Here is an 18,706-nt window from a genome sequence, read left to right on the forward strand (position 1 = left end):
GGCGGCGCTTTCGCATGTCCTTTTCTCGCCGCTCGCATTGCCCCGCTCGCTTCAAACTTGTAGATCGGGGTTGGGGTGACCAGATACGGCGCACTCCAGTTCCAAGGGCCGACCAGACATGACCGACCTGAAACTTCTCGCGCTTGATACCGAAGACCTCGAAGTCATTTCCGCCCATGTGCAGGACGCCATCGTGCGCGTTGCCGACATGGGCTATGCCCGCGGCGACCGCCGCTTTGCGCTGCTGATGAACCGGTTTGATTGGGAATCCGGCAAGGGCCGCCGCGACAAGGGCCTGCGCAAGCGCGCCGCCCTGCATTTCGATGCGGTGCAGTCCGTCGTCACCAGCGGCTTTGATCCCGCCGCCGCCGAAGGCGTGCTCGAACTGCTGGCCATCACCTTCCAGCCCATCGATGGCCCCGCCGGCATTGTCGAGCTCAGCTTTGCTGGCGGCGGCACGGTGCGGCTGGGCGTCGAATGCCTCGAAGCCCGCCTGTCCGACCTGGGTGCCGCCTGGGCCGCGTCAGCCAAGCCGGCCCATGCGCTGGACTGACCCTTTGCTGCTTGCCCGCTAGACCCCGGTAGAAATTGTTCGGTCCAGATGCCATGCTGGACCCGTCAAACCAAGGCCCTTCCATGCCCATCCGCCTCGACAGCGCCGACACCGACTTTGAAGCGCGCTTCCAGGACCTGCTCGGCGGCAAGCGCGAGTCCAGCCAGGACGTCAGCGACACCGTTGCCGGCATCATCGCCGATGTCCGGAGTCGCGGCGACGTTGCCCTGGTCGAACTGACCAACCGCTTCGACCGCACCCACTTCACGGCCGCCGATCTGCGCATTCCCCAGCACGAGATCGATGCCGCCGCCGCCCGCGTCAGCGATGAGGTCCGGGCTGCTCTGCAGACTGCGCATGATCGCATCAAGGCCCATCACGAAAAGCAGAAGCCGGTCGATCACATCTATACCGACCCCCTCGGCGTCACTCTCGGCACGCGCTGGACTCCCGTCGATGCCGTCGGCATCTACGTGCCCGGAGGCCTGGCCACCTATCCATCTTCGGTGTTGATGAATGCTGTGCCGGCCAAGGTCGCCGGCGTCGAACGCATCGCCATGGTCGTGCCCACGCCGGGCGGCCAGATCGCCGCGCCCATCCTGCTCGCCGCCAAGATAGCGGGCGTCACCGAAATCTATCGCGTCGGCGGCGCCCAGGCCGTGGCCGCTTTGGCCTATGGCACGGCAACCATTGCGCCGGTCGACAAGGTCGTCGGCCCGGGCAATGCCTATGTGGCGACGGCCAAGCGCCAGGTCTTTGGCCAGGTTGGCATCGACATGATCGCCGGCCCCTCCGAAGTGCTGGTCATTGCCGATGGTTCGGCCAATTCGGCCTGGGTCGCTGCCGACCTGATCGCGCAGGCCGAGCATGGGGCAGGGGCCCGCTCAATTCTCGTGACCACCGAAAAGGGCCTGGCCGATGCAGTCGCCGCGGAAGTCGACCGCCAGATCGACCTGCTGCCCAGCCCAGCCAATGCCCGCGAGGGTTGGGACCAGTACAGCGCCATCATCACTGTCAGCTCGCTGTCCGAGGCCGTGACCCTCGCCAACCGCATCGCCTCCGAGCATGTCGAACTGGCGCTCGATGATCCGCAATCGGTTCTGCCCGCCATCCGCCATGCCGGGGCGATTTTCCTCGGCCACCACACGCCCGAGGCGATTGGCGACTATGTCGGCGGCTCCAACCACGTCCTGCCCACCGCCGGCACCGCCCGCTTCGCCTCCGGCCTGGGGGTCCTCGACTTCATGAAGCGCACCTCGATCCTGGGTTGCGATCCGATGACCCTGTCGATGCTGGGCGGAGCCGCAGTCACCCTGGCCGAGGTCGAGGGGCTTGATGGTCACGGCCGCTCGGTCTCCATAAGGCTCAACCGTTGAGCATTTCGATGGAAACCCAGGCGAAGCCGACCGACACCGATCGCCTGGTCACCGTCACGCTCGACCCCAATACCATCACCTCGATCAATCCCGACGAGGTGCATGAATGGCGCATCGCCATCTATGACCTCCTGGAGCAAAACTCCTTCCGCCCGGCCCGCGTCGCCGCCAAGGGGCCCTTCGCCCTGCACATGTCGATCATCGGCAATTCCATCGTGCTCGACGTGCGCCACCCCGAGACCTTCCAGCCCATTGCTGCCCATTACCTGTCGCTGACCCCGTTCCGCCGGCTGATCCGCGACTATTTCCGCATCCGCGACGCCTATTACGAGGCCATCCGCTCGGCCCAGCCCTTCCAGATCGAAACCGTCGACATGGCCCGCCGCGGCATGCACAACGAGGCGGCCGAACTGCTGCGCACGCGGCTCGACAACAAGATCATCATCGATCTCAACACCGCGCGGCGCCTGTTCACCCTGATCTGCGCCGTGCAGCCCTATGCCTCCAGAATCGACGAGGCGACAAGCGAGCTGCCAAGCGTCCTCTTCGTCTGCTCGATGAATTCGGTGCGCTCGCCCATGGCCGCGGCCCTGGCTCGCCAGGCCTTTCCCGGCCGCGTCATTGCCCGCTCGGTGGGGGTCAATGGCGGCAAGGCCGACCAGTTCGTGCATGAGGTGATGGAAGAGATCGGCATTGATATGAGCGTGCACACGCCCCATATCCTGGACGAGCTGGTTGCCAACCGTTTCGATCTGGTCATCACCCTTTCAGAAGACGCGCCCGAAGCCGTGACCCGCAAGGGTCTCGAAGCCGGTGCCGTCGAGCATTGGAAGACTCCCGATCCATCCCTGGTGGAAGGCAACCGCGAGCTGGTGCTGGCGGCTTATCGCGAACTGCGCGATAGCCTGCGCAAGCGGGTACGTGAGCGTCTCGAGCCACTGGTTTCCGGAGCGCTTCCAGCAAAAGTGGACACCACTTTTGCGGTTCGGAAGGGCGACCAACATTGACTTGCGCGCCCGCGCAGCGGACGTGGCGCAAGTGGTTCACAAATCCATTGAATTGAAGTAGGTAAAGGCCACTTTCCGACCCGTGGCCGGCAAGCTATGCCCCTATGGGTCTATTAGGAGACAGTATGGCGAAGGAAGAAGTGCTCGAATTTCCGGGCGTGGTGACTGAATTGCTCCCCAATGCGACGTTCCGCGTCAAGTTGGAAAACGAGCACGAGATCATCGCCCACACCGCTGGCCGCATGCGCAAGAACCGCATCCGCGTGCTGGCTGGCGATAAGGTCCTGTGCGAAATGACGCCCTACGACCTGACCAAGGGCCGTATCACCTATCGTTTCAAATAAGGCTTGAGTCATGGCCAGCCGTCCGGATCTGATCCTGGCCTCCGCCTCGCCGCGCCGGCTTGCGCTGCTCAACCAGATTGGCATCGAGCCTGAGCACTTGGTGCCGGCCCATGTCGATGAGACGCCCGAAAAGGGTGAGCTCCCGCGCAAGCTTGCCATCCGCCTCGCCGACCTCAAGGCGCTGACCGCCCAGCACAAGGCCCGCTCTGCCGGCTTCGGCCAGGGCGCGCTGGTGCTCGCCGCCGATACGGTGGTGGCGGTGGGCCGCCGCATCCTGCCCAAGGCCGAGACCATGGAAGAGGCCACCGAATGCCTCCGCCTGCTCTCGGGGCGGGCCCATCGCGTCTATACCGCGCTGACGGTGCTGACCCCGTCCGGCGCCAAGCGCCAGCGCTTGGTCGAAACGCGCCTTCGGTTCAAGCGCCTGTCCACCCGCGAGATGGAAGCCTATCTCGCCAGCGCCGAATGGCGCGACAAGGCCGGCGGCTACGCCATCCAGGGCATTGCCGGCGCCTTCGTGGTCAAGCTCTCGGGTTCCTACACCGCCGTTGTCGGCCTGCCGCTGATGGAAACCGCGCAACTGCTGGCCGGCGAGGGCTATCCGGTCCATTTCAACTGGCTCAACCAGTCCACCCTGTCAGGCGTCTGATGGCCGCGGAACGGAAATGCCCGATCTGCGGCAAGCCGAGCGTCGAGGCTTTCAAGCCTTTCTGCTCCAAGCGCTGTGCCGACGTCGACCTCAACCGCTGGCTGACCGGCAGCTACGTCATCCCAGCCAGGGACGACGAGCCGGCCGCCGAAGGCGACAATGTTGTCCCCGACTACGACGAAGACGATAATATCTGACGGCCAGGAGTGCCTCAGTAGACCTCGTGGTGAGCCTGTCGAACCACGAGGACGTGTCACCATGCAAACTCCTTTTCCACAAACCCTTTTCCCGCTTGCACCCTCAAAACCCATCACCTATAAGGCCCGTGGCTTTGAGCCGGGCGGTCCTTCCGCCCCATTGCCCGGGTAGCTCAGTTGGTAGAGCAGCGGATTGAAAATCCGCGTGTCACTGGTTCGATTCCGGTCCCGGGCACCACTTCCCCCATCGCGATCGTCCACAGTCGTCCACCAGCGTCCAGCCGGTTGGCGATTCATCAACGATGTTGGCAACTTAGAGTCCGCAGTCGTCCACGTGGACTTGCTGAAATCCAGCGCATCTGTTGGTAGGCACTGGGCCTGTTGGTATGGGAGGTTCAATTGCCTCTAAGCGCGCGGCTTGTTGAATCGGCCAAGCCCACAGAAAAGCTTCAGAAGCTTTCTGACGGGGGTGGGCTCCAGCTGTGGGTCATGCCCACAGGATCAAAGTTGTGGCGGCTGGCGTACCGCCATGGGGTAAGCAAAAGGTTCTGGCGCTGGGGGCATACCCCGTCATTTCCCTCTCCGAAGCGAGAGAGAAGCGCGAAGCCCAGAAGAAGATTCTTGGTACGGGAATGGACCCCTCCCTTCTGCGCAAGCTCTCGCTCGACAATTCCTTTGACGCCGTTGCTGATGAATGGATCGGTCAGCAGATAAAGAAGGGGCAGGCCGAGGCGACGATCACCAAGAAAAAGTGGCTGCTGTCCTTTGCCCGAAAGGGTTTCGGCTCCCGTCCAGTCAGTGAAGTGTCGCCTGTTGAAGTCCTTGCTGTGCTGCGCGGAATTGAGGCCCGGGAACGTCTGGAGAGTGCCAACCGCGCTCGGACGACGATCGGCGCCGTGTTTCGGTACGCGATATGGACCTCAAAAGCCAAAGACGACCCCACGGTCGCGCTAAAGGGGGCCCTCTTACCGGCACGGCCCGAAAGCCGAGCGGCCGTCACCACGGCACCTGAGTTTGGGCAGTTGCTGAGGGCTATCGATGGCTATAGCGGCAACGTGCCAACCAGGATTGCCTTGCAACTCGCCGTACTGCTTCATCCGAGGCCGGGCGAGCTGAGGAAGGCAGAATGGGAAGAATTCGACTTTGCCCATGCCGTCTGGCGCGTGCCGCGCTTGCGCATGAAAATGCGCCGGGTCCATTATGTGCCATTGGCGCGCCAGGCCGTCGAGCTCCTGCTGCGCCTGAGGGATTTCACAGGCCAAGAGCAATTGTTGTTTCCCGGGATGCGCAGCAGCACGCGTCCGATGTCAGAGAATACCTTGAACGGTGCGCTGAGGCGACTGGGCTTCTCCAAATACGAACAGACAGCGCATGGACTTCGCGCGTCATTTTCCAGCATGGCGAACGGCAGCCTGCTCTGGGACAAAGACGTCGTCGAGCGCCATCTTTCCCATGAGGACGAGGATGAGGTGCGCGCTGCATACAACCGTTCTGCGTATTGGAAGGAGCGGACACAGATCGCGCAATGGTGGGCGGACCAATGCGATGAGTTGCGTGCTCAGCCGTTTGTGCCCAGTCATCCATGGGAATTGGCGAGGGATTAGGTTGGCTGAAGGCAACCTGTTCAAACCGATACCGGAAAAATACCTTCCCTATCCAGATGGAGAGCACGACTGGCGCGATGTTGCTGAAGGTGTTGTCGAGCTAATGGAGCGTCGTCACAAGCGGGTTCTGGCTGACCCGTCAAAGATAGACGTTCTGGGTCTTACGATGATGGCAACGTTTCATAATTGGAAAGAAAGCGAGCTGTATCGGAATTCGCCCTACGGGAACGTGGCCGGGCAGCTGCGAGGCATAAAAAACATCTTCGGCACAGCTATCAGATTGCGAAAGTTTGCGGTGTCCGACGACAACAGGGGCCTCAAGAGGACCTTATCGGAATTCTATCAACGGGATCCCGCGCGGGCGGAGCATGATGAGAACGTTCAGTTCTTCGGAGCTGACCCTGATGCCCCAATAGGCGAATTGGCAGAGATGCGTCCGGAATGGCTGTTTGGTACCGCGGGCGGACAGAACTGGGCGTTCTATGAATGGCTCAACGGGGCTGCGCACTTTGTGGCTGCCTTGGAGGACGTCAGGCGACAGTTGGAGCTCACGGACCAATTCGTGCCAATTGAACTTTACAGCTTAATTGGCGGGCGGTTTCCGGAGTTGTATCGAGAGCTTTATGGCTCCAAAGGTGGCGGTCGCCAGGGGGGCGACGTGCTCACGGGCCCCCTCTACACTTTTGTCGCGGAAGTTGCTCGTTTGGCCATGGGCAAGAAGCCGAAGGCCGACGCAATTGCCAAAGCCATCGAGAGGTGGAATTCGGACTGACGGCGCCGTAGCCGACGTCGATTTGAACTTTGAATGGACGTCCCCCCAGACTCTGAGGCGTCCACGTGGATGATGGTGGACGGCGATGGACATTCAGCCGCCGTGTGGCCGGACACCTCTCCGACCTGGACTCAGACAATTGGAAAAGATCGCACTTACGATCGAAGAAGCTGCTCGCGCCGCTAGCATCAGCCGGAGCCGCCTCTACGAGATGATCAAGACAGGCCTCTTGAATTCAAGGAAAAATGGGCGGCAGACGCTCATTCTCGCCGATGATCTCAAAGCATTCATCGCGTCGTTGCCGGCGAGCGATGCCAAATGACCCCGGTCTTGGACGAGACCCAACATTCCATCTGCGAGCCACAAAATGAAGTCGCCGCCCCTGCTGCAAACAGGGACGGCGAGGCAGAAGATGCGAAGCGTGGCGCTTCAGGACGAGATAATAACCCTATTTCGGATCCCGCAACAATAGCATCGAACTGCGCCAGCACAGAGGCCATTCCGAACTGGCTCGCGAGCCTTGTGATGACTAGACGTGGTGAGATTGTAGCCAACTTGCACAACGCCTCGATTCCGCTTGAGTGGGCACCAGAGTTCTTTGGATGTCTGGGCTTTGACGTGTTTGCAAGTAAGCCAACGGTTTTGGCTCCGTTGCCTTGGGACGACATTGAAGGCTATCAGCGAAGGGAATGGCAAGAGTTCGATGAATTGCAGGCTACCAGTTGGCTGCAGGTGCGCGAGATCAACGTCAATGTGCGGGATGTGAAGCATGCAGCAGCCATGGTTGCTTTCCGGCATCCATTCCACCCGGTCCGGCAATACCTAGAGTCACTTGAGTGGGATCGAAAACCCCGCCTCGATGGTTGGCTGACAGGGTACATGGGGGCTGAAAATTCATCATATACCAAGGAGATAGGTTCACGCTATTTGGTGTCGGCGGTCGCGCGCATCTTCCAGCCTGGATGCCAAGCCGACGTCACTCTCGTCCTCGAAGGGAGCCAGGGGCTTCGAAAATCTTCGGCACTCAGGGTTCTGGCCGGAGAGTGGTTTACCGATCGCATGCCACCACTCGGCACAAAGGATGCAGCGCTGCAAAACCCACGGGATGTGGATCATTGAACTTGGCGAGCTTGAGTCCCTAAAAACGACGACAGTAGAAACGATGAACGGCTTCCTAACCTGCCGCGTGGACCGATATCGCCCCCCATATGGCACTTGCGCCGTTAATGTGCCCCGGCAATGCGTTTTCTCTGGCACCACCAACAGCTACCTCCGCGATCCTACGGGTGCTCGCCGGATTTGGCCTGTTGCGGTGACAAAATCGGATGTTGAACGTTTGAGTGCTGACCGGGATCAGATCTGGGCAGAGGCGGTGCACCTTTATCGCTCACACCACAAGTGGTGGTTGGAAGAGGGGGAAGTGTTGGATCTAGCAGTGATCGAAAGTCGGCCCGCTACGAGGGGGATCCGTGGGATGAGCCGATCTACGACTTCATTGCTGACCGTACCTTCGTTACCATTCCTCAGATTCTGGGCGACTGCCTACAGATGAGCACGGCGCATTGGAAACAGTCTGACAAGAACCGAGTTTCACGCGTGCTTAGGGCCAGCGGCTGGAGGAGGGTGAAAGTGCGGGTAGGGCAGGCATTTCAGTGGCAGTACCATCCCGCAAGACGCTGAGAGTACTTAGGCGGCAAACGAACACCGGAGCAACTGTTCCCGGTGTTCCCGCTAAAAGCTGCCGATTCTGGAACAGCCAGCAGCATTTCAGCATTCTAATATACTTCTGGTTTGAGGCTTAAAACTGGGAACACCGGGAACAAAAGGCAAGAAACAGAAAGTCAAAGGGAGGGTGCCACAGTGCTCGCGCAGGTCAACTGCCAAAGGCAGTCCTCCGCTCCGCTCCGGCCCTGCGGGTGACTCTGCGCTGTGCGCTGTGGCGTTCTGGAGGTGTCGGGACGAAGGGCGTCCCCCAAAAAGATTCGACGAGCCTGCGGCGCGTCGAACAAAGGGCTTGGGAAAGGAAGAATGCGGCAACCGCCTTCTCTTTTCTACCCCAGTTCCTTGTTTGAAGGCCCGCGCCGAGCGGCCTGAAAACCCGCGCGCAGCGCGGAAGACGATGTTCCCCGCGCGATAACCACAGGATGCCACAGCTAAGCGCGCAGTCACCCGCAGGGCCGGAGCAAAGCGAAGGACGGCCTTTCTCAAGGCCGTTGACTGAATAGCGCGCAGCTGTGGCATGCTGGGGTTGTAGGGAGGGATTTTGACCAGACCGTTGGGTCTGGTCTCAATCTCGGCGGGACGCCGGCTGCCGCGCCACTAAGGTGGCGTGAAGGATATAAAGGAGGGGTCAACGCCACAATGAGCCAGCAAGAGCCAAGGCTCCACCGAGCCCCATCCATACTCGCCCTGGCCCTTGTCAGATGCTTGGATTGCCGTCCTTGTTGACGGTGCTACAACGGTACGCACCTCTAGAATCAATGCCGCGCCGCCCGAACTTTTGGCGTCGTCGACAAAACTGTCCGTCGGAGCAAACATGCGCACAGTCCATTGGCGGCAAGTCCCCTTGCGGTTTGGTACAGGGTGTCGCTGCAGCTTCGCACGAAAGTGGGATGAACAGTCTTTGGCCAAATGATCAAGGCTTTGTCGATGCCAACTCGACCTGATGTGGATCGTCCGGACTGGGCTGCAATTCGTCGCCTTCCGTCGCCGGTACTGCGCGAGCAGCTTGCACTATGCGCGGCCTATCCAGATCGCATAATGTTCTTAGACATCGAGACGACCGGACTTAGCCACTACTACGACGAAATCACCACTGTTGGCTGGTCCATCGGCGGCAGAGCTGAAACCTTCATCAAGGGCGGCGATGCGGCGCACCTACTAAGAGATGCAGCGTCCGCCAAGGTCTTGGTGACCTTCAACGGCATCCGGTTCGATGCTCGGTTTTTGCGGCAGGAGTTTCCAAACATAGCGCTGCCGGCTGTGCATATTGACCTAATGTACCTGTGCCGACGCCTCGGTCTGAAAGGCGGCCAAAAGTCCATCGAAACCGAACTGGGACTGAACTACCGCCAAGAGTTGGAAGATGTCGACGGCTTTGCGGCCGTCCTGCTCTGGCACCGGTATCTTCGCGGGGACGTCGAGGCTCTCTCGAGACTGATCCGGTATAACCGCGCCGACATCGCTGCCATGGGCGCTATCTTCGACAGGGCAATGTCTGGGTTCGCCGTTGAACCCGATCTGTTTTCATCTCCAGTTCGCTTTGTGGATTGGTCGGCCCCAGGCGGTTGGAACGATCTGCCCGGCGGTCTCCAGCCGGCACCGAGCCATCTTACCCACGCCCCGCGTTTCGACGACCTCTTTGCAGGAACATCAGCAGAAAATGCGCGCATAGTCGGCATTGACCTCACCGGCTCGGAAGTGCGGCCGACTGGGTGGTGCCTGCTCGACGGTTCAATTGCGGATACCAGGTCAATTTCAACTGACGCCGATATTGTCGCTGCAACCTTGGAGGCACGTCCAGACCTGGTCTCCATCGATTCTCCGCTTTGTCTCCCAGAGGGGCGGATCACCGTTGAGGATAGTGATCCCGGTCGCGACGTTTTCGGCATCATGCGGCAGTCAGAGCGCGAGCTGAAACGACGGGGTATCAACGTCTATCCTTGCCTGCTGCCCAGCATGCAGAAACTTACTGCCCGTGGCATGCGGCTGGCCGCGGTTTTCAGACAGAAGGGCGTTCCAGTCATCGAGAGCTACCCGGGAGCTGCTCAAGACATCATGCGCATTCCGCGCAAAGGTGCGGGGGTGGAATGGCTGCATTTAGGCCTCCGCGACTTTGGAATTTCCGGAACCTTCCAAACAGAGAAAGTGACCCACGATGAGCTCGACGCAATCACGTCGGCACTTGTCGGCACATTTCACCTAGCCGGTCTCTCAGAGTCCCTGGGAACTGAAGCGGAGGCGCCCCTGGTGATCCCAAAGCTTGATGCTGCCCCAGGACCACTCGTTGTCGGCGTGAGCGGACCGATTGCGGCTGGTAAGACAACGTTCGCCGAAGCACTCGCGGCCAAAGGCTTTGCGTATACTCGCTTCAGTCTCGCCATAGATGAATTGCTCGCGAACGACGGTCTGGAGCTCAACCGTGTCAACCGGCAAAAGCTCGGCACTGAGATCAATGAAAGCGGACGCCAACGCTGGTTGGCGGAACAAACGATCAAGAGAGCAGCAGGGGCTGCTCGCATCGTGATCGACGGCTTGCGATTTCCAGAGGACCACGCATTTCTCGTTGAAACTTTTGGCAACTGCTTTGTTCACGTGTATGTAGACGCCGATGAAGAAGTCAGGCGCAAGCGATACCGTGAGCGGGCTGCCGACGACGGCTTCGATGAAGCAATCGCATCAACGGTGGAGAGACGAGTGAATGAGCTGAAGGTGCTTGCGCACGAGTCCTTTGTGAATCATTCTAGCTTAAGTGCAGTTCAGGTGCGTGTTGACGAGTTATTCGGCGACATTCACGGAGAGGGAATATGCCAGTATCCATCGTAGTCGGCGGCCAGTTTGGTTCCGAAGGCAAAGGGAAGGTATCTCTCGAACTAGCCCGGCGCGCCCGACGCTCCAACATCCCAACAACCGTAGTTCGCGTTGGCGGACCGAATTCGGGTCACACCGGCTACGATAAATCGGGCAAAAAATTCGCTCTTCGGCAGCTTCCGGCGGGCTGCATCGATCGCGACGTCGACGTGGTGTTCCCAGCGGGCTCATACATCGACGTTGATTTGTTGCTCGCAGAGGTCAGCGAACTCGATTTTCCACGAAGCCGCATCACGATTAGCCACCATGCTCGGGTAATTACTCAGGAGCACAAGGATTGGGAACATAACGGTGATCTTATACAATCTATCGGCTCTACTGGGGCGGGGGTTGGCGCTGCAGTCATGGCTGCCGTCGCGCGACGGTCTAAGAATTTCGAACTGACGTCGCTTGAGGCGCAGGACAGTGCCTCGCTTCAGAGGTTCTTGGGCAACTCAACTGACGTTCTACGCAAGAAGCTCGATAACAGTCACCGCGTGATTATCGAGGGCACACAGGGCTTTGGGCTGTCTCTTCTTGATGGCGGGTATTGGCCAAAGGCGACTTCGCGGTCGACCACTGCAGCCGCAGCTCTAGCTGAGACCGGCCTAAGCCCCCTCGACGTAGATGACGTCACACTCGTCATCCGATCATTCCCTATTCGCGTAGCCGGCGACTCTGGGCCCCTGCCGAACGAAGTGTCGTGGGACTACGTATCGTCATTGACGGGGCGTCGGGCGGCTGAAATTCAGGAATATACTACCGTCACAAAGAAGTTGCGTCGGGTAGGGAAATTTGATCCAGCGCTCGTTCGAGCTGCCATTGCCGCAAACAGACCAAATAGAATTGTGATGAATCATCTCGACTATATTGGTGGTGAAGGCGGCTGGGGCACAAAATTGCGAGCTGATTTCATAAAGCTCGTGGAAGAAGAAATAGATCAATCGATCGATTGGTGGGGCGTTGGTCCACTTCAGTGCATTGACCAACCCTCGGAAAACGCTGTTTGATGCGGCGCGCGACTCCGCGAGCATCGAGATTCCAGGTGAGGCGACCTAGGCCTCGCATGCCGAGCCACGAAGAGAGGTATGCGGCAGACGAGAGCGAAGCTATCGAGCGTGCAAAGAAGTGGCGGGAAAGAGATCCTTATGAGGGACAAATAGAACCCTCTCTACTTTCATCAAACGAAATAGCAAAGTACGTTAAAGACACGGCGATGCTCTTTCCTTTTTATGAGGAAGATCTCAAAACAGCTTCGTATGCAGTTAAGTTTGGTACATATGCCTACGAATTTAATAAGTCCGGCGGCTACTTAATGACCAATTTGGGGCATTGCCCCGGCGGGTTGCTAAAACTGCCGGCAAATTCGATTGTATTTGTTCAGTGCGGTACGCATTTTCGTCTTCCTAAGTATATGGCGCTTCGATTCAATTTGCGCATTAAGCATGTTCATCGAGGCCTGTTACTCGGAACCGGGCCTCTCGTCGATCCGGGATTCGACGGCGAGCTCTTAATACCCCTGCACAATCTGACCTCTAAGGATCATTTTGTTGATGTAAATTCGCACGTTATTTGGGTCGAATTTACTAAAACAACGTACCGAAGGCCAGACAAGAGCGATCTCGTAAATTTCGATTCGAGCAAAACCAATCTGACCGCGAGAGAGTATCTTGATGCTGCAAGAAAATCCCTTGTCGATGGTGAGTACCTTCCAATCGAAAGCTCAATAAATGGATTGATGGAAAAGAGCATAGAGACCGCCAACAAGGCAATTAAAACGGCGAAGCGAACTGAGAAAACGCTGTGGGGTTTTGGTATAGCTTCAGTGGTTGGTGTGGCAATTGCTGTTATGGGTTTTCTTTATACATTCGTCCAGGCGACTTACGAGCAGGTGGATGAAGTTCGGCACATTATGAGCACCACGGCTGCGGACTCTGTTAGCTCCGCTGCGGTGCAAGCTGACATTGGCGGCATTGTTGCGACCAATGAAGAATTGAAACTCGAAATTGGTAGACTAGAGACAGAGTTCGCTTTGATGTCTTCACAAGTTGATCGTTTGCTGTCTCAGAGGACGTCCTCTAATATTGCAGAATAGATACGCCGCCGACATTGGTGATTACATCAAGCTTGCCCTGCTTCGCCACCTTTCTGCTGGTCGCAAGTTGGGTATAGCGTGGTACCTCTACCCTGACGAGGGTCACAATGGTGACGGCAAACACACAAGGTATCTGTCAGATTCGGAAAGGTGGCGCGCCCTAGACCCATCCCTTTTTGACGCGCTGGGCACCGTTGCCAGCGGAACGAGGTCAGTCGCCGCTCTTCAGGCGTCCGGCGCCATCCAGGCAACGGCGATCTGCAACAGACCCATAGTCAGCGACGCGCTTTCGAAAGACCGCAGCGCGGCCAGGGCGTCCTGGTTCGCGCATAACCTGACAGAACTGGAACAATGCGATCTGGTATTGGCGGACCCCGACAACGGCATCATTGATGACTCCGACCACCGTAGGGGGCAACCCGGGTTCGGAAAGCAAATGCCGCTCTCAGAGGTCCTTGCCCTCGCCGCAGGTCGTTCCGCGGTCATCTATCATCATAATACGCGCTTCAAAGGCGGGCACCATAAGGAAGTCGATCACTGGCTCGCCCAGCTCGGCCTCAACGCGATAGCGGTCAGGGCTAATGCATACAGCTGCCGCACGTTTTTCATCGTGAACCCTGATGGAGCTTTGGCGGTTCGCGCGGCCGAATTCTGTGACCGATGGAAAAACCACAAGGTATGGCTACATAACTCGGTCTAACCGGGGCCAGATTGAGCCTTCAGCAAGTCGCGCATTGAGGCGGCCTCCACTAGAAAATTGATGTGGGTATTGTCGATATAGTCGCTCATGCGATCGGCCGACCCAAGTGCTGGCAGCCCTTGTACCAATCTCAGGCACAAACCTTTGTGCGTCCTGCCGCATGTAGGCCGGGGTGACCCGAGCCCCGCTGGCTGCGGGCGGCGTGAGGGCGATCTTTGCCGATCTACTGGATGCAGGAAGCCCTTGCTAACGCGCTTCGCCATGGGCCGTTGGGAAACAAACGTCTTAACGTGTGAGCGCCTAGGTCTATGCCGTTTCAGCGCTGCTCGGAGGCGTACTCTCGGAATTTTCTTTACTCATTATAGCCGCTAAATTATCAAAAATACGTGCCAAAAAAATTATGGCAAGAAGAGCAACTGAAACTTGAGACAGAAGATGGCGAAAATGACGGGAGAAAACTCAGATTCCAAGTCCATTGGAAAACGAGAGAAGTTTGTTCAGCTTGCAGAAAGTCGCACCGTAAATGCTATAAAGGCTATCCGCGTAATCGGGAAACTGGGCAACAAATCCGCTTATGAATTTGACGAAAATGACGTTCGAAAAATCGTAGCGACGCTGAGCCGCGAAGTGGAAGCGCTAAAGGCGCGGATGATCTCGCCGGGCAGCAAGGAAACGATCGACTTCAAGCTTTAAGAACCAGCGAAGTAGGGGCGCACGTGAACAATCAGGAAGTCAAAGACCTTTGCCTGGCCCTAATGCGGGTCGATAGCGAAACTGAAGTTGTCGAGATCCTGAAAGGGCAGGGCCTTTGGGACGACCCACGTTGTTGGCGCTACTACGGCGACGACGAATTGAACTGGAATCGGGCGGGCAACCAGCAGGGGCGGGCAGATTTTGCCCTTAATGAAAAGCTAGTCAACACGATCGACACCCGCCTGATGTTGGAATGCATGTTGGCCGGAGTTGCCCCGGAGGGCCCAGACGCACCGCAGTCAATACGCGAGGCCGTAAACCGCTTTATCGAAAAGTCGTGGTCTGGGACCCTAAAGGTTTCCGGGGGGCGCATCGAAGATTGGCCGCGTGACTTCCGCCGACAGGTCGCTGAAAGCATTTCGGTGTTCGTAACCGGTCCAAAAAACCTTAAGCCGTGTGTCAACGTCGCGGATCTTGGTGAGGGCCAAACCCCCGAAGCGTTCCCGCATACCCTGCTGAGCCTGGGAAAAAACAACAAGATCAAGGTTAACTTCGTTCAAGGCAAGTTTGGTCAGGGTAGTACTGGAGCAATTCGCTTTTGTGGGAAGGAACGACTTCAGCTTATCATTTCGCGGCGCCACCCCAAGCTCTTGGGGAACGTCGCCGTTTCTCCCAACTATCCTGTTCACACGACGGATGAATGCTGGGGGTTTACGATCGTGCGCCGCGAAGGCGAAGGTCAGAAGGTCCGCTCACCCTTCCTTTCGTACCTAGCACCGCTGGACGTGGAGGGTGACGAACATGAGCGTAAGGGGCGTGTATTGCGCTTCCTCGCTGACGAGCTGCCCATTTTTCCGCAGGGTGACAGTGCTTACCAGCGTAGTGTCGGCCACGGCACCTTGGTCAAATTATACGAATACAACCTGAAGAATGTCTCCAACATCCTTCGCCGCGACGGCCTTCGTCCAAAGATCGATCTGCTACTGCCCGAACCCGCGCTTCCGATCCGGTTCCACGAGTGCCGTGAGCATCAGAAGACTGGTCAGGAACAGACCGAAACGATGAGCGGGCTTTTTTCGCGTTTGAACGGCAATCCCAATTTGGAAGACGTAAAGCCGGGTACAATTTCTCTAACTGTTCATGGCCACGAACTATTCGCGCGTATTTTTGCCTTCAAGCCCGGCTCAGCTAAAACGTATCGCGCATCAGAAGGCGTGATCTTCACTATCAATGGGCAAACCCAGGGCTACATCAAGGCCAACTTCTTCGCCCGGCCGAAGCGGGTTGGGCTACAGCGCCTGGCGCAAGACTTGCTCGTCGTTTTGGACTGCTCGTCACTTTCCGCGGTGGAGCAAGATGACATGTTCATGCCAAGCCGCGATCGCCTAGTCGAGGACAACGCCTTCGCGACGGAGATCGAGCGGGAGCTGGAGTTGGCCCTGCGCGACCATCCGGGTCTTCGTGATCTGCGGAATGCTCGCGCCAAGTTGGACATGGAAGAACAGTTGGCTGACAACAAGCCGCTAGAGGATGTGTTGAGGCGCGTCCTCAAGAGCTCTCCAAATCTGGCGCGCATTTTTGGGCTGGGCGTTCGGCTTCAGAATCCATTCAAGCCCGACACCGTGCAGAAGACCGAAAAGACATTCATCGGGAAGTTCCATCCGACCTTCTTTCGGTTCGCCGGTAAGGAGCAGGGGGATGTGCTAGCGCGCGCCGCCCATCACGGCAGCCGCGTCCGGCTAACCTTTGATACCGACGTGGAAGATGAATACTTCACGCGTAAAATCGACAAGGGCGAAAAGGTTTTTGATCGCGTATTGAACGACACACGGTACCCAATTTCGGATTATGTCGGTCCCAGCCTAGTCGATGGTAAAGGCAACGTTACGTTCGATCTTCCCGCAGGTGTTGCGGTTGGCGACACCCTAGAGGTCGAGTTCACGGTGCGCGATCCCGTCAATGGATCGGAGTTCACCAGCCGAGCCAAGCTACCGATCTTGGCATCCGTCGAACCTCACACAGGTCCAAAGCCAAAATCAAAGTCGAATCCGGGCGACCCGCCGGGTAAGGAAGTAGAAGGAAATTCCGGTATCAATTTTCCGGAAGTATCATGGATTGAGCACAAGAAGCCGAATTGGGTATCACACTTTTCGACGCTCGATGATTGTTTAGATATCCTGGACGAAGGCGATACGCTCAACGGCAAGTACGAGCCTGCCTACAAGTTCTATCTGAACGCTGACAACAAGGCGCTAAAGAACGAACTGGCTTTCACAAAGCTGCCGGCCGACGTCGTGAAAAAGCAGTTCGAAATTGGTATCGTCCTGCTAGCGATGGCGCTTCTACATGACGATAAGCAGCAAAAAACTCATCCGCAAAAATCAGATGGTGGCTCTGATGGAGGTGATGCCGACGATGACGGAGGGGTTGAGAAGCGTGCCGCTCTGCTGACTCGCGCGGTGGCACCCGTTATCATTCCAATGATCCAGGGCTTGGGTGACCTTGCAGATGATGCGATCGACGTAAGTGATCTCGCTGGGCAGGCTGCGTAACCGCCTTCCCAACAACGCGATGGATCAGAACCACTTCCTGGCTCCCTGGGGTCTCCCCACGTTGATAGGCATACCAGCGACGATTGGGAACGCTCCGCCACAGGCGACCGTCCCGGTCATCTGCGAGGGCGGGCAAGAACGCTTCCTGAAGGCCCGCTTCTTCCATGACCTCCAAGTACTTAGGAAGCTGCCAAGTTGGATCAGAAAACGCGACCATCTGCACGACCGTGGTACCGGTATCGCATAGGCGAACGATAGATGATGTCGTGGCGAGAAGGTTTTCGAAGTAAGTGCGAAGTTCCGGGTTCTTACGATCGCCCATCGTATAGTAGCTGAGGCCAGCGCCATCGAGCTTGTTGGCAATCCAGAACGGCGCTGCCGTTTCCTTGCGCCCATCCACCTGCCAGCGGTGGTAAAGCACGTGGACCCCTGGATACGGTGGCGATGTGACGACGAGCTTGGGGGACGCCATCGACGAAAGCGCATCATCACCTTCAAGGCCGGCAGCAGATCGGTTGATTATGCGGATCGACGGGGGGGTGCTGTAGCGTCCGGTGGCGTCGCTCAGCTCCTGAGCGCCGGCAATCATCTGACCCGCCATCTCGCCCAACATGGCACGAAAGTCGGACACAGACGGCAACTTCCGGCGACTGTCTAGAGCCCATTGGCCAGTTCGCAGAATAACACAACGTGCGAAGGCCTCAAGACGAGGTGACGACAGACTTATCGCCGTTCCAAGCGCTTGCTCTATGGCCCGGCGGAGGCGCCAACGCGAAGGATCATCCAGGTGCCTGTAGTAGCCACGTTCCTCGTAGTCCGCAAAATGGATGGTGGGCTTGTTCTGGCAGACGGCATCTCCGACGCTGCCAGCCCACTTTTCAAGCGCAGCGATTTCTGCCTCGTCAAGAACAGTAGTTTTGACTGTCGCGACGAACTCCGCCAACTGGCTGATATCTATGCCGACGCCATGGCGTCCAAGTGCCATGGCTTCCACAAGGCTAGTCCCGCCTCCGACGTAGGGATCCAGGATGGTATCTCCCGGAGATGTAAACGTCTCTATGGCGGCGCGGACAAAGGCGGGTGAGAACCGAGCTGGGTACCGATAAAAATTATGGCTCAGGCCACTTACGGGCCGAGCATCGCGCGCGCCGTCGATGAGCGCCGTTTGGGCGGCTTCAGTCAGATCGAGCCAGTTAGGCGTTTTCGCTTCGGTCATGGTTAATATGGTATCGCCTAACAAGGTTAAGAAATGTCCCGACCTCTATCGGCTTGTGCATCCGAGTGAAGCGAGAAGGTGTATGCAGGAAGCCTTTTGCCGTCCCCGAGTTATGGTCGAGGACCCTGTGTATAGTCCCAAGGCATTCCGGCGTCCGTATCGATTGACCTGCCGCCCTCCATCAATTCAGCAAACTCCGCCGGCACTTGCATTGGCATCGAAATTGGGCACTCGCGAGCTAGCTTGCCCGCAATCTGTCGCACAAGGACAGCTACTGCCGGTGCGTCGGAGGTGCCCAGCTTTGCAATGAGCGCTGCATCTGGCGCGACGTTGAAAGGGTCAGCCCAGATTATCCATGCCTCGCAAACGTTGATGGCTC

At 57.9% G+C, this 18,706-nt stretch carries 18 protein-coding genes, 1 tRNA gene and 1 pseudogene; 19 read left to right on the top strand and 1 reads right to left on the bottom strand.

Annotated features, from left to right (window positions below; all coding sequences use genetic code 11):
* The first annotated feature begins 118 nt into the window (after window positions 1–118).
* The 19 genes and pseudogenes from IH615_RS12105 to IH615_RS12190 all read left to right on the top strand — a co-directional run bounded on the left by IH615_RS12105 (window position 119) and on the right by IH615_RS12190 (window position 17,111).
* Window positions 119–553, top strand: a complete 435-nt coding sequence (locus IH615_RS12105; protein ID WP_291362128.1) for a DUF2948 family protein — start codon at window positions 119–121, stop codon at window positions 551–553.
* A gap of 83 nt (window positions 554–636) precedes the next feature.
* Entirely contained in the window at window positions 637–1,929 is a 1,293-nt protein-coding gene (gene hisD, locus IH615_RS12110) for a histidinol dehydrogenase (protein ID WP_291362129.1), read from the top strand.
* An 8-nt stretch (window positions 1,930–1,937) separates the two neighbouring features.
* Window positions 1,938–2,936 carry a UPF0262 family protein gene (locus tag IH615_RS22245; RefSeq protein ID WP_316358799.1) on the top strand — a complete coding sequence of 333 codons (999 nt, stop codon included), beginning with the start codon at window positions 1,938–1,940 and terminating at the stop codon, window positions 2,934–2,936.
* Window positions 2,937–3,061: 125 nt separating this feature from the next.
* Window positions 3,062–3,280, top strand: a complete 219-nt coding sequence (infA, locus tag IH615_RS12125; protein ID WP_035082742.1) for a translation initiation factor IF-1 — start codon at window positions 3,062–3,064, stop codon at window positions 3,278–3,280.
* A 10-nt stretch (window positions 3,281–3,290) separates the two neighbouring features.
* Window positions 3,291–3,929 carry a Maf-like protein gene (locus IH615_RS12130; protein WP_291362130.1) on the top strand — a complete coding sequence of 213 codons (639 nt, stop codon included), beginning with the start codon at window positions 3,291–3,293 and terminating at the stop codon, window positions 3,927–3,929.
* Window positions 3,929–4,126 (top strand): DNA gyrase inhibitor YacG, encoded by a 198-nt coding sequence (gene yacG / locus IH615_RS12135; RefSeq protein WP_291362131.1) that lies wholly within the window; start codon window positions 3,929–3,931, stop codon window positions 4,124–4,126. The genes IH615_RS12130 and yacG overlap by 1 nt, the downstream gene beginning before the upstream one ends.
* A gap of 162 nt (window positions 4,127–4,288) precedes the next feature.
* Window positions 4,289–4,364, top strand: a tRNA-Phe gene (locus IH615_RS12140).
* Window positions 4,365–4,525: 161 nt separating this feature from the next.
* A pseudogene (locus IH615_RS22250) lies at window positions 4,526–4,722 on the top strand (Arm DNA-binding domain-containing protein); the annotation flags it as partial.
* A 36-nt stretch (window positions 4,723–4,758) separates the two neighbouring features.
* Entirely contained in the window at window positions 4,759–5,730 is a 972-nt protein-coding gene (locus tag IH615_RS12145) for a site-specific integrase (protein WP_366485051.1), read from the top strand.
* A 1-nt stretch (window position 5,731) separates the two neighbouring features.
* Window positions 5,732–6,502, top strand: coding sequence for a hypothetical protein (locus tag IH615_RS12150; RefSeq protein WP_291362132.1), 771 nt, complete (start codon window positions 5,732–5,734; stop codon window positions 6,500–6,502).
* Between the two features lie 139 nt (window positions 6,503–6,641).
* Window positions 6,642–6,824 (top strand): helix-turn-helix domain-containing protein, encoded by a 183-nt coding sequence (locus IH615_RS12155; protein WP_291362133.1) that lies wholly within the window; start codon window positions 6,642–6,644, stop codon window positions 6,822–6,824.
* Between the two features lie 8 nt (window positions 6,825–6,832).
* Window positions 6,833–7,621, top strand: a complete 789-nt coding sequence (locus IH615_RS12160; protein ID WP_291362134.1) for a VapE domain-containing protein — start codon at window positions 6,833–6,835, stop codon at window positions 7,619–7,621.
* Window positions 7,608–8,054: a VapE domain-containing protein gene (locus IH615_RS22255; protein ID WP_366485044.1), complete on the top strand. Its 447-nt coding sequence runs from the start codon at window positions 7,608–7,610 to the stop codon at window positions 8,052–8,054. Before IH615_RS12160 ends, IH615_RS22255 begins: the two co-directional genes overlap by 14 nt.
* 1,079 nt (window positions 8,055–9,133) lie before the next feature.
* Window positions 9,134–11,047 carry a ribonuclease H-like domain-containing protein gene (locus IH615_RS12165; protein WP_291362135.1) on the top strand — a complete coding sequence of 638 codons (1,914 nt, stop codon included), beginning with the start codon at window positions 9,134–9,136 and terminating at the stop codon, window positions 11,045–11,047.
* Window positions 11,029–12,081 (top strand): adenylosuccinate synthetase, encoded by a 1,053-nt coding sequence (locus IH615_RS12170; RefSeq protein ID WP_291362136.1) that lies wholly within the window; start codon window positions 11,029–11,031, stop codon window positions 12,079–12,081. Before IH615_RS12165 ends, IH615_RS12170 begins: the two co-directional genes overlap by 19 nt.
* 56 nt (window positions 12,082–12,137) lie before the next feature.
* Window positions 12,138–13,166, top strand: a complete 1,029-nt coding sequence (locus IH615_RS12175) for a hypothetical protein (RefSeq protein ID WP_291362137.1) — start codon at window positions 12,138–12,140, stop codon at window positions 13,164–13,166.
* On the top strand, window positions 13,156–13,866 hold the full coding sequence (locus IH615_RS12180; RefSeq protein WP_291362138.1) for a hypothetical protein: 711 nt from the start codon (window positions 13,156–13,158) through the stop codon (window positions 13,864–13,866). Before IH615_RS12175 ends, IH615_RS12180 begins: the two co-directional genes overlap by 11 nt.
* A 435-nt stretch (window positions 13,867–14,301) precedes the next feature.
* Window positions 14,302–14,559 (top strand): hypothetical protein, encoded by a 258-nt coding sequence (locus tag IH615_RS12185; protein ID WP_291362139.1) that lies wholly within the window; start codon window positions 14,302–14,304, stop codon window positions 14,557–14,559.
* Window positions 14,560–14,582: 23 nt separating this feature from the next.
* Window positions 14,583–17,111 carry a hypothetical protein gene (locus tag IH615_RS12190; RefSeq protein ID WP_291362140.1) on the top strand — a complete coding sequence of 843 codons (2,529 nt, stop codon included), beginning with the start codon at window positions 14,583–14,585 and terminating at the stop codon, window positions 17,109–17,111.
* Here the strand turns inward: IH615_RS12190 and IH615_RS12195 are convergent.
* Entirely contained in the window at window positions 17,032–18,327 is a 1,296-nt protein-coding gene (locus IH615_RS12195) for a DNA methyltransferase (RefSeq protein WP_291362141.1), read from the bottom strand. The two genes, IH615_RS12190 and IH615_RS12195, sit on opposite strands and share 80 nt — an antisense overlap.
* Between the last annotated feature and the right edge of the window lie 379 nt (window positions 18,328–18,706).

It is taken from the genome of Devosia sp. (assembly GCF_014860165.1).
In the GTDB taxonomy this organism is placed as follows: Bacteria; Pseudomonadota; Alphaproteobacteria; order Rhizobiales; family Devosiaceae; genus Devosia.

Bases quoted from the DNA above. Each gene is read 5' to 3' on its own strand.
- IH615_RS12105 (WP_291362128.1), top strand. From the start codon at position 119: ATGACCGACCTGAAACTTCTCGCGCTTGATACCGAAGACCTCGAAGTC.
- hisD (WP_291362129.1), top strand. From the start codon at position 637: ATGCCCATCCGCCTCGACAGCGCCGACACCGACTTTGAAGCGCGCTTC.
- IH615_RS22245 (WP_316358799.1), top strand. From the start codon at position 1,938: ATGGAAACCCAGGCGAAGCCGACCGACACCGATCGCCTGGTCACCGTC.
- infA (WP_035082742.1), top strand. From the start codon at position 3,062: ATGGCGAAGGAAGAAGTGCTCGAATTTCCGGGCGTGGTGACTGAATTG.
- IH615_RS12130 (WP_291362130.1), top strand. From the start codon at position 3,291: ATGGCCAGCCGTCCGGATCTGATCCTGGCCTCCGCCTCGCCGCGCCGG.
- yacG (WP_291362131.1), top strand. From the start codon at position 3,929: ATGGCCGCGGAACGGAAATGCCCGATCTGCGGCAAGCCGAGCGTCGAG.
- IH615_RS12145 (WP_366485051.1), top strand. From the start codon at position 4,759: ATGGACCCCTCCCTTCTGCGCAAGCTCTCGCTCGACAATTCCTTTGAC.
- IH615_RS22255 (WP_366485044.1), top strand. From the start codon at position 7,608: ATGTGGATCATTGAACTTGGCGAGCTTGAGTCCCTAAAAACGACGACA.
- IH615_RS12165 (WP_291362135.1), top strand. From the start codon at position 9,134: ATGATCAAGGCTTTGTCGATGCCAACTCGACCTGATGTGGATCGTCCG.
- IH615_RS12170 (WP_291362136.1), top strand. From the start codon at position 11,029: ATGCCAGTATCCATCGTAGTCGGCGGCCAGTTTGGTTCCGAAGGCAAA.
- IH615_RS12175 (WP_291362137.1), top strand. From the start codon at position 12,138: ATGCCGAGCCACGAAGAGAGGTATGCGGCAGACGAGAGCGAAGCTATC.
- IH615_RS12185 (WP_291362139.1), top strand. From the start codon at position 14,302: ATGGCGAAAATGACGGGAGAAAACTCAGATTCCAAGTCCATTGGAAAA.
- IH615_RS12195 (WP_291362141.1), bottom strand. From the start codon at position 18,327: ATGACCGAAGCGAAAACGCCTAACTGGCTCGATCTGACTGAAGCCGCC.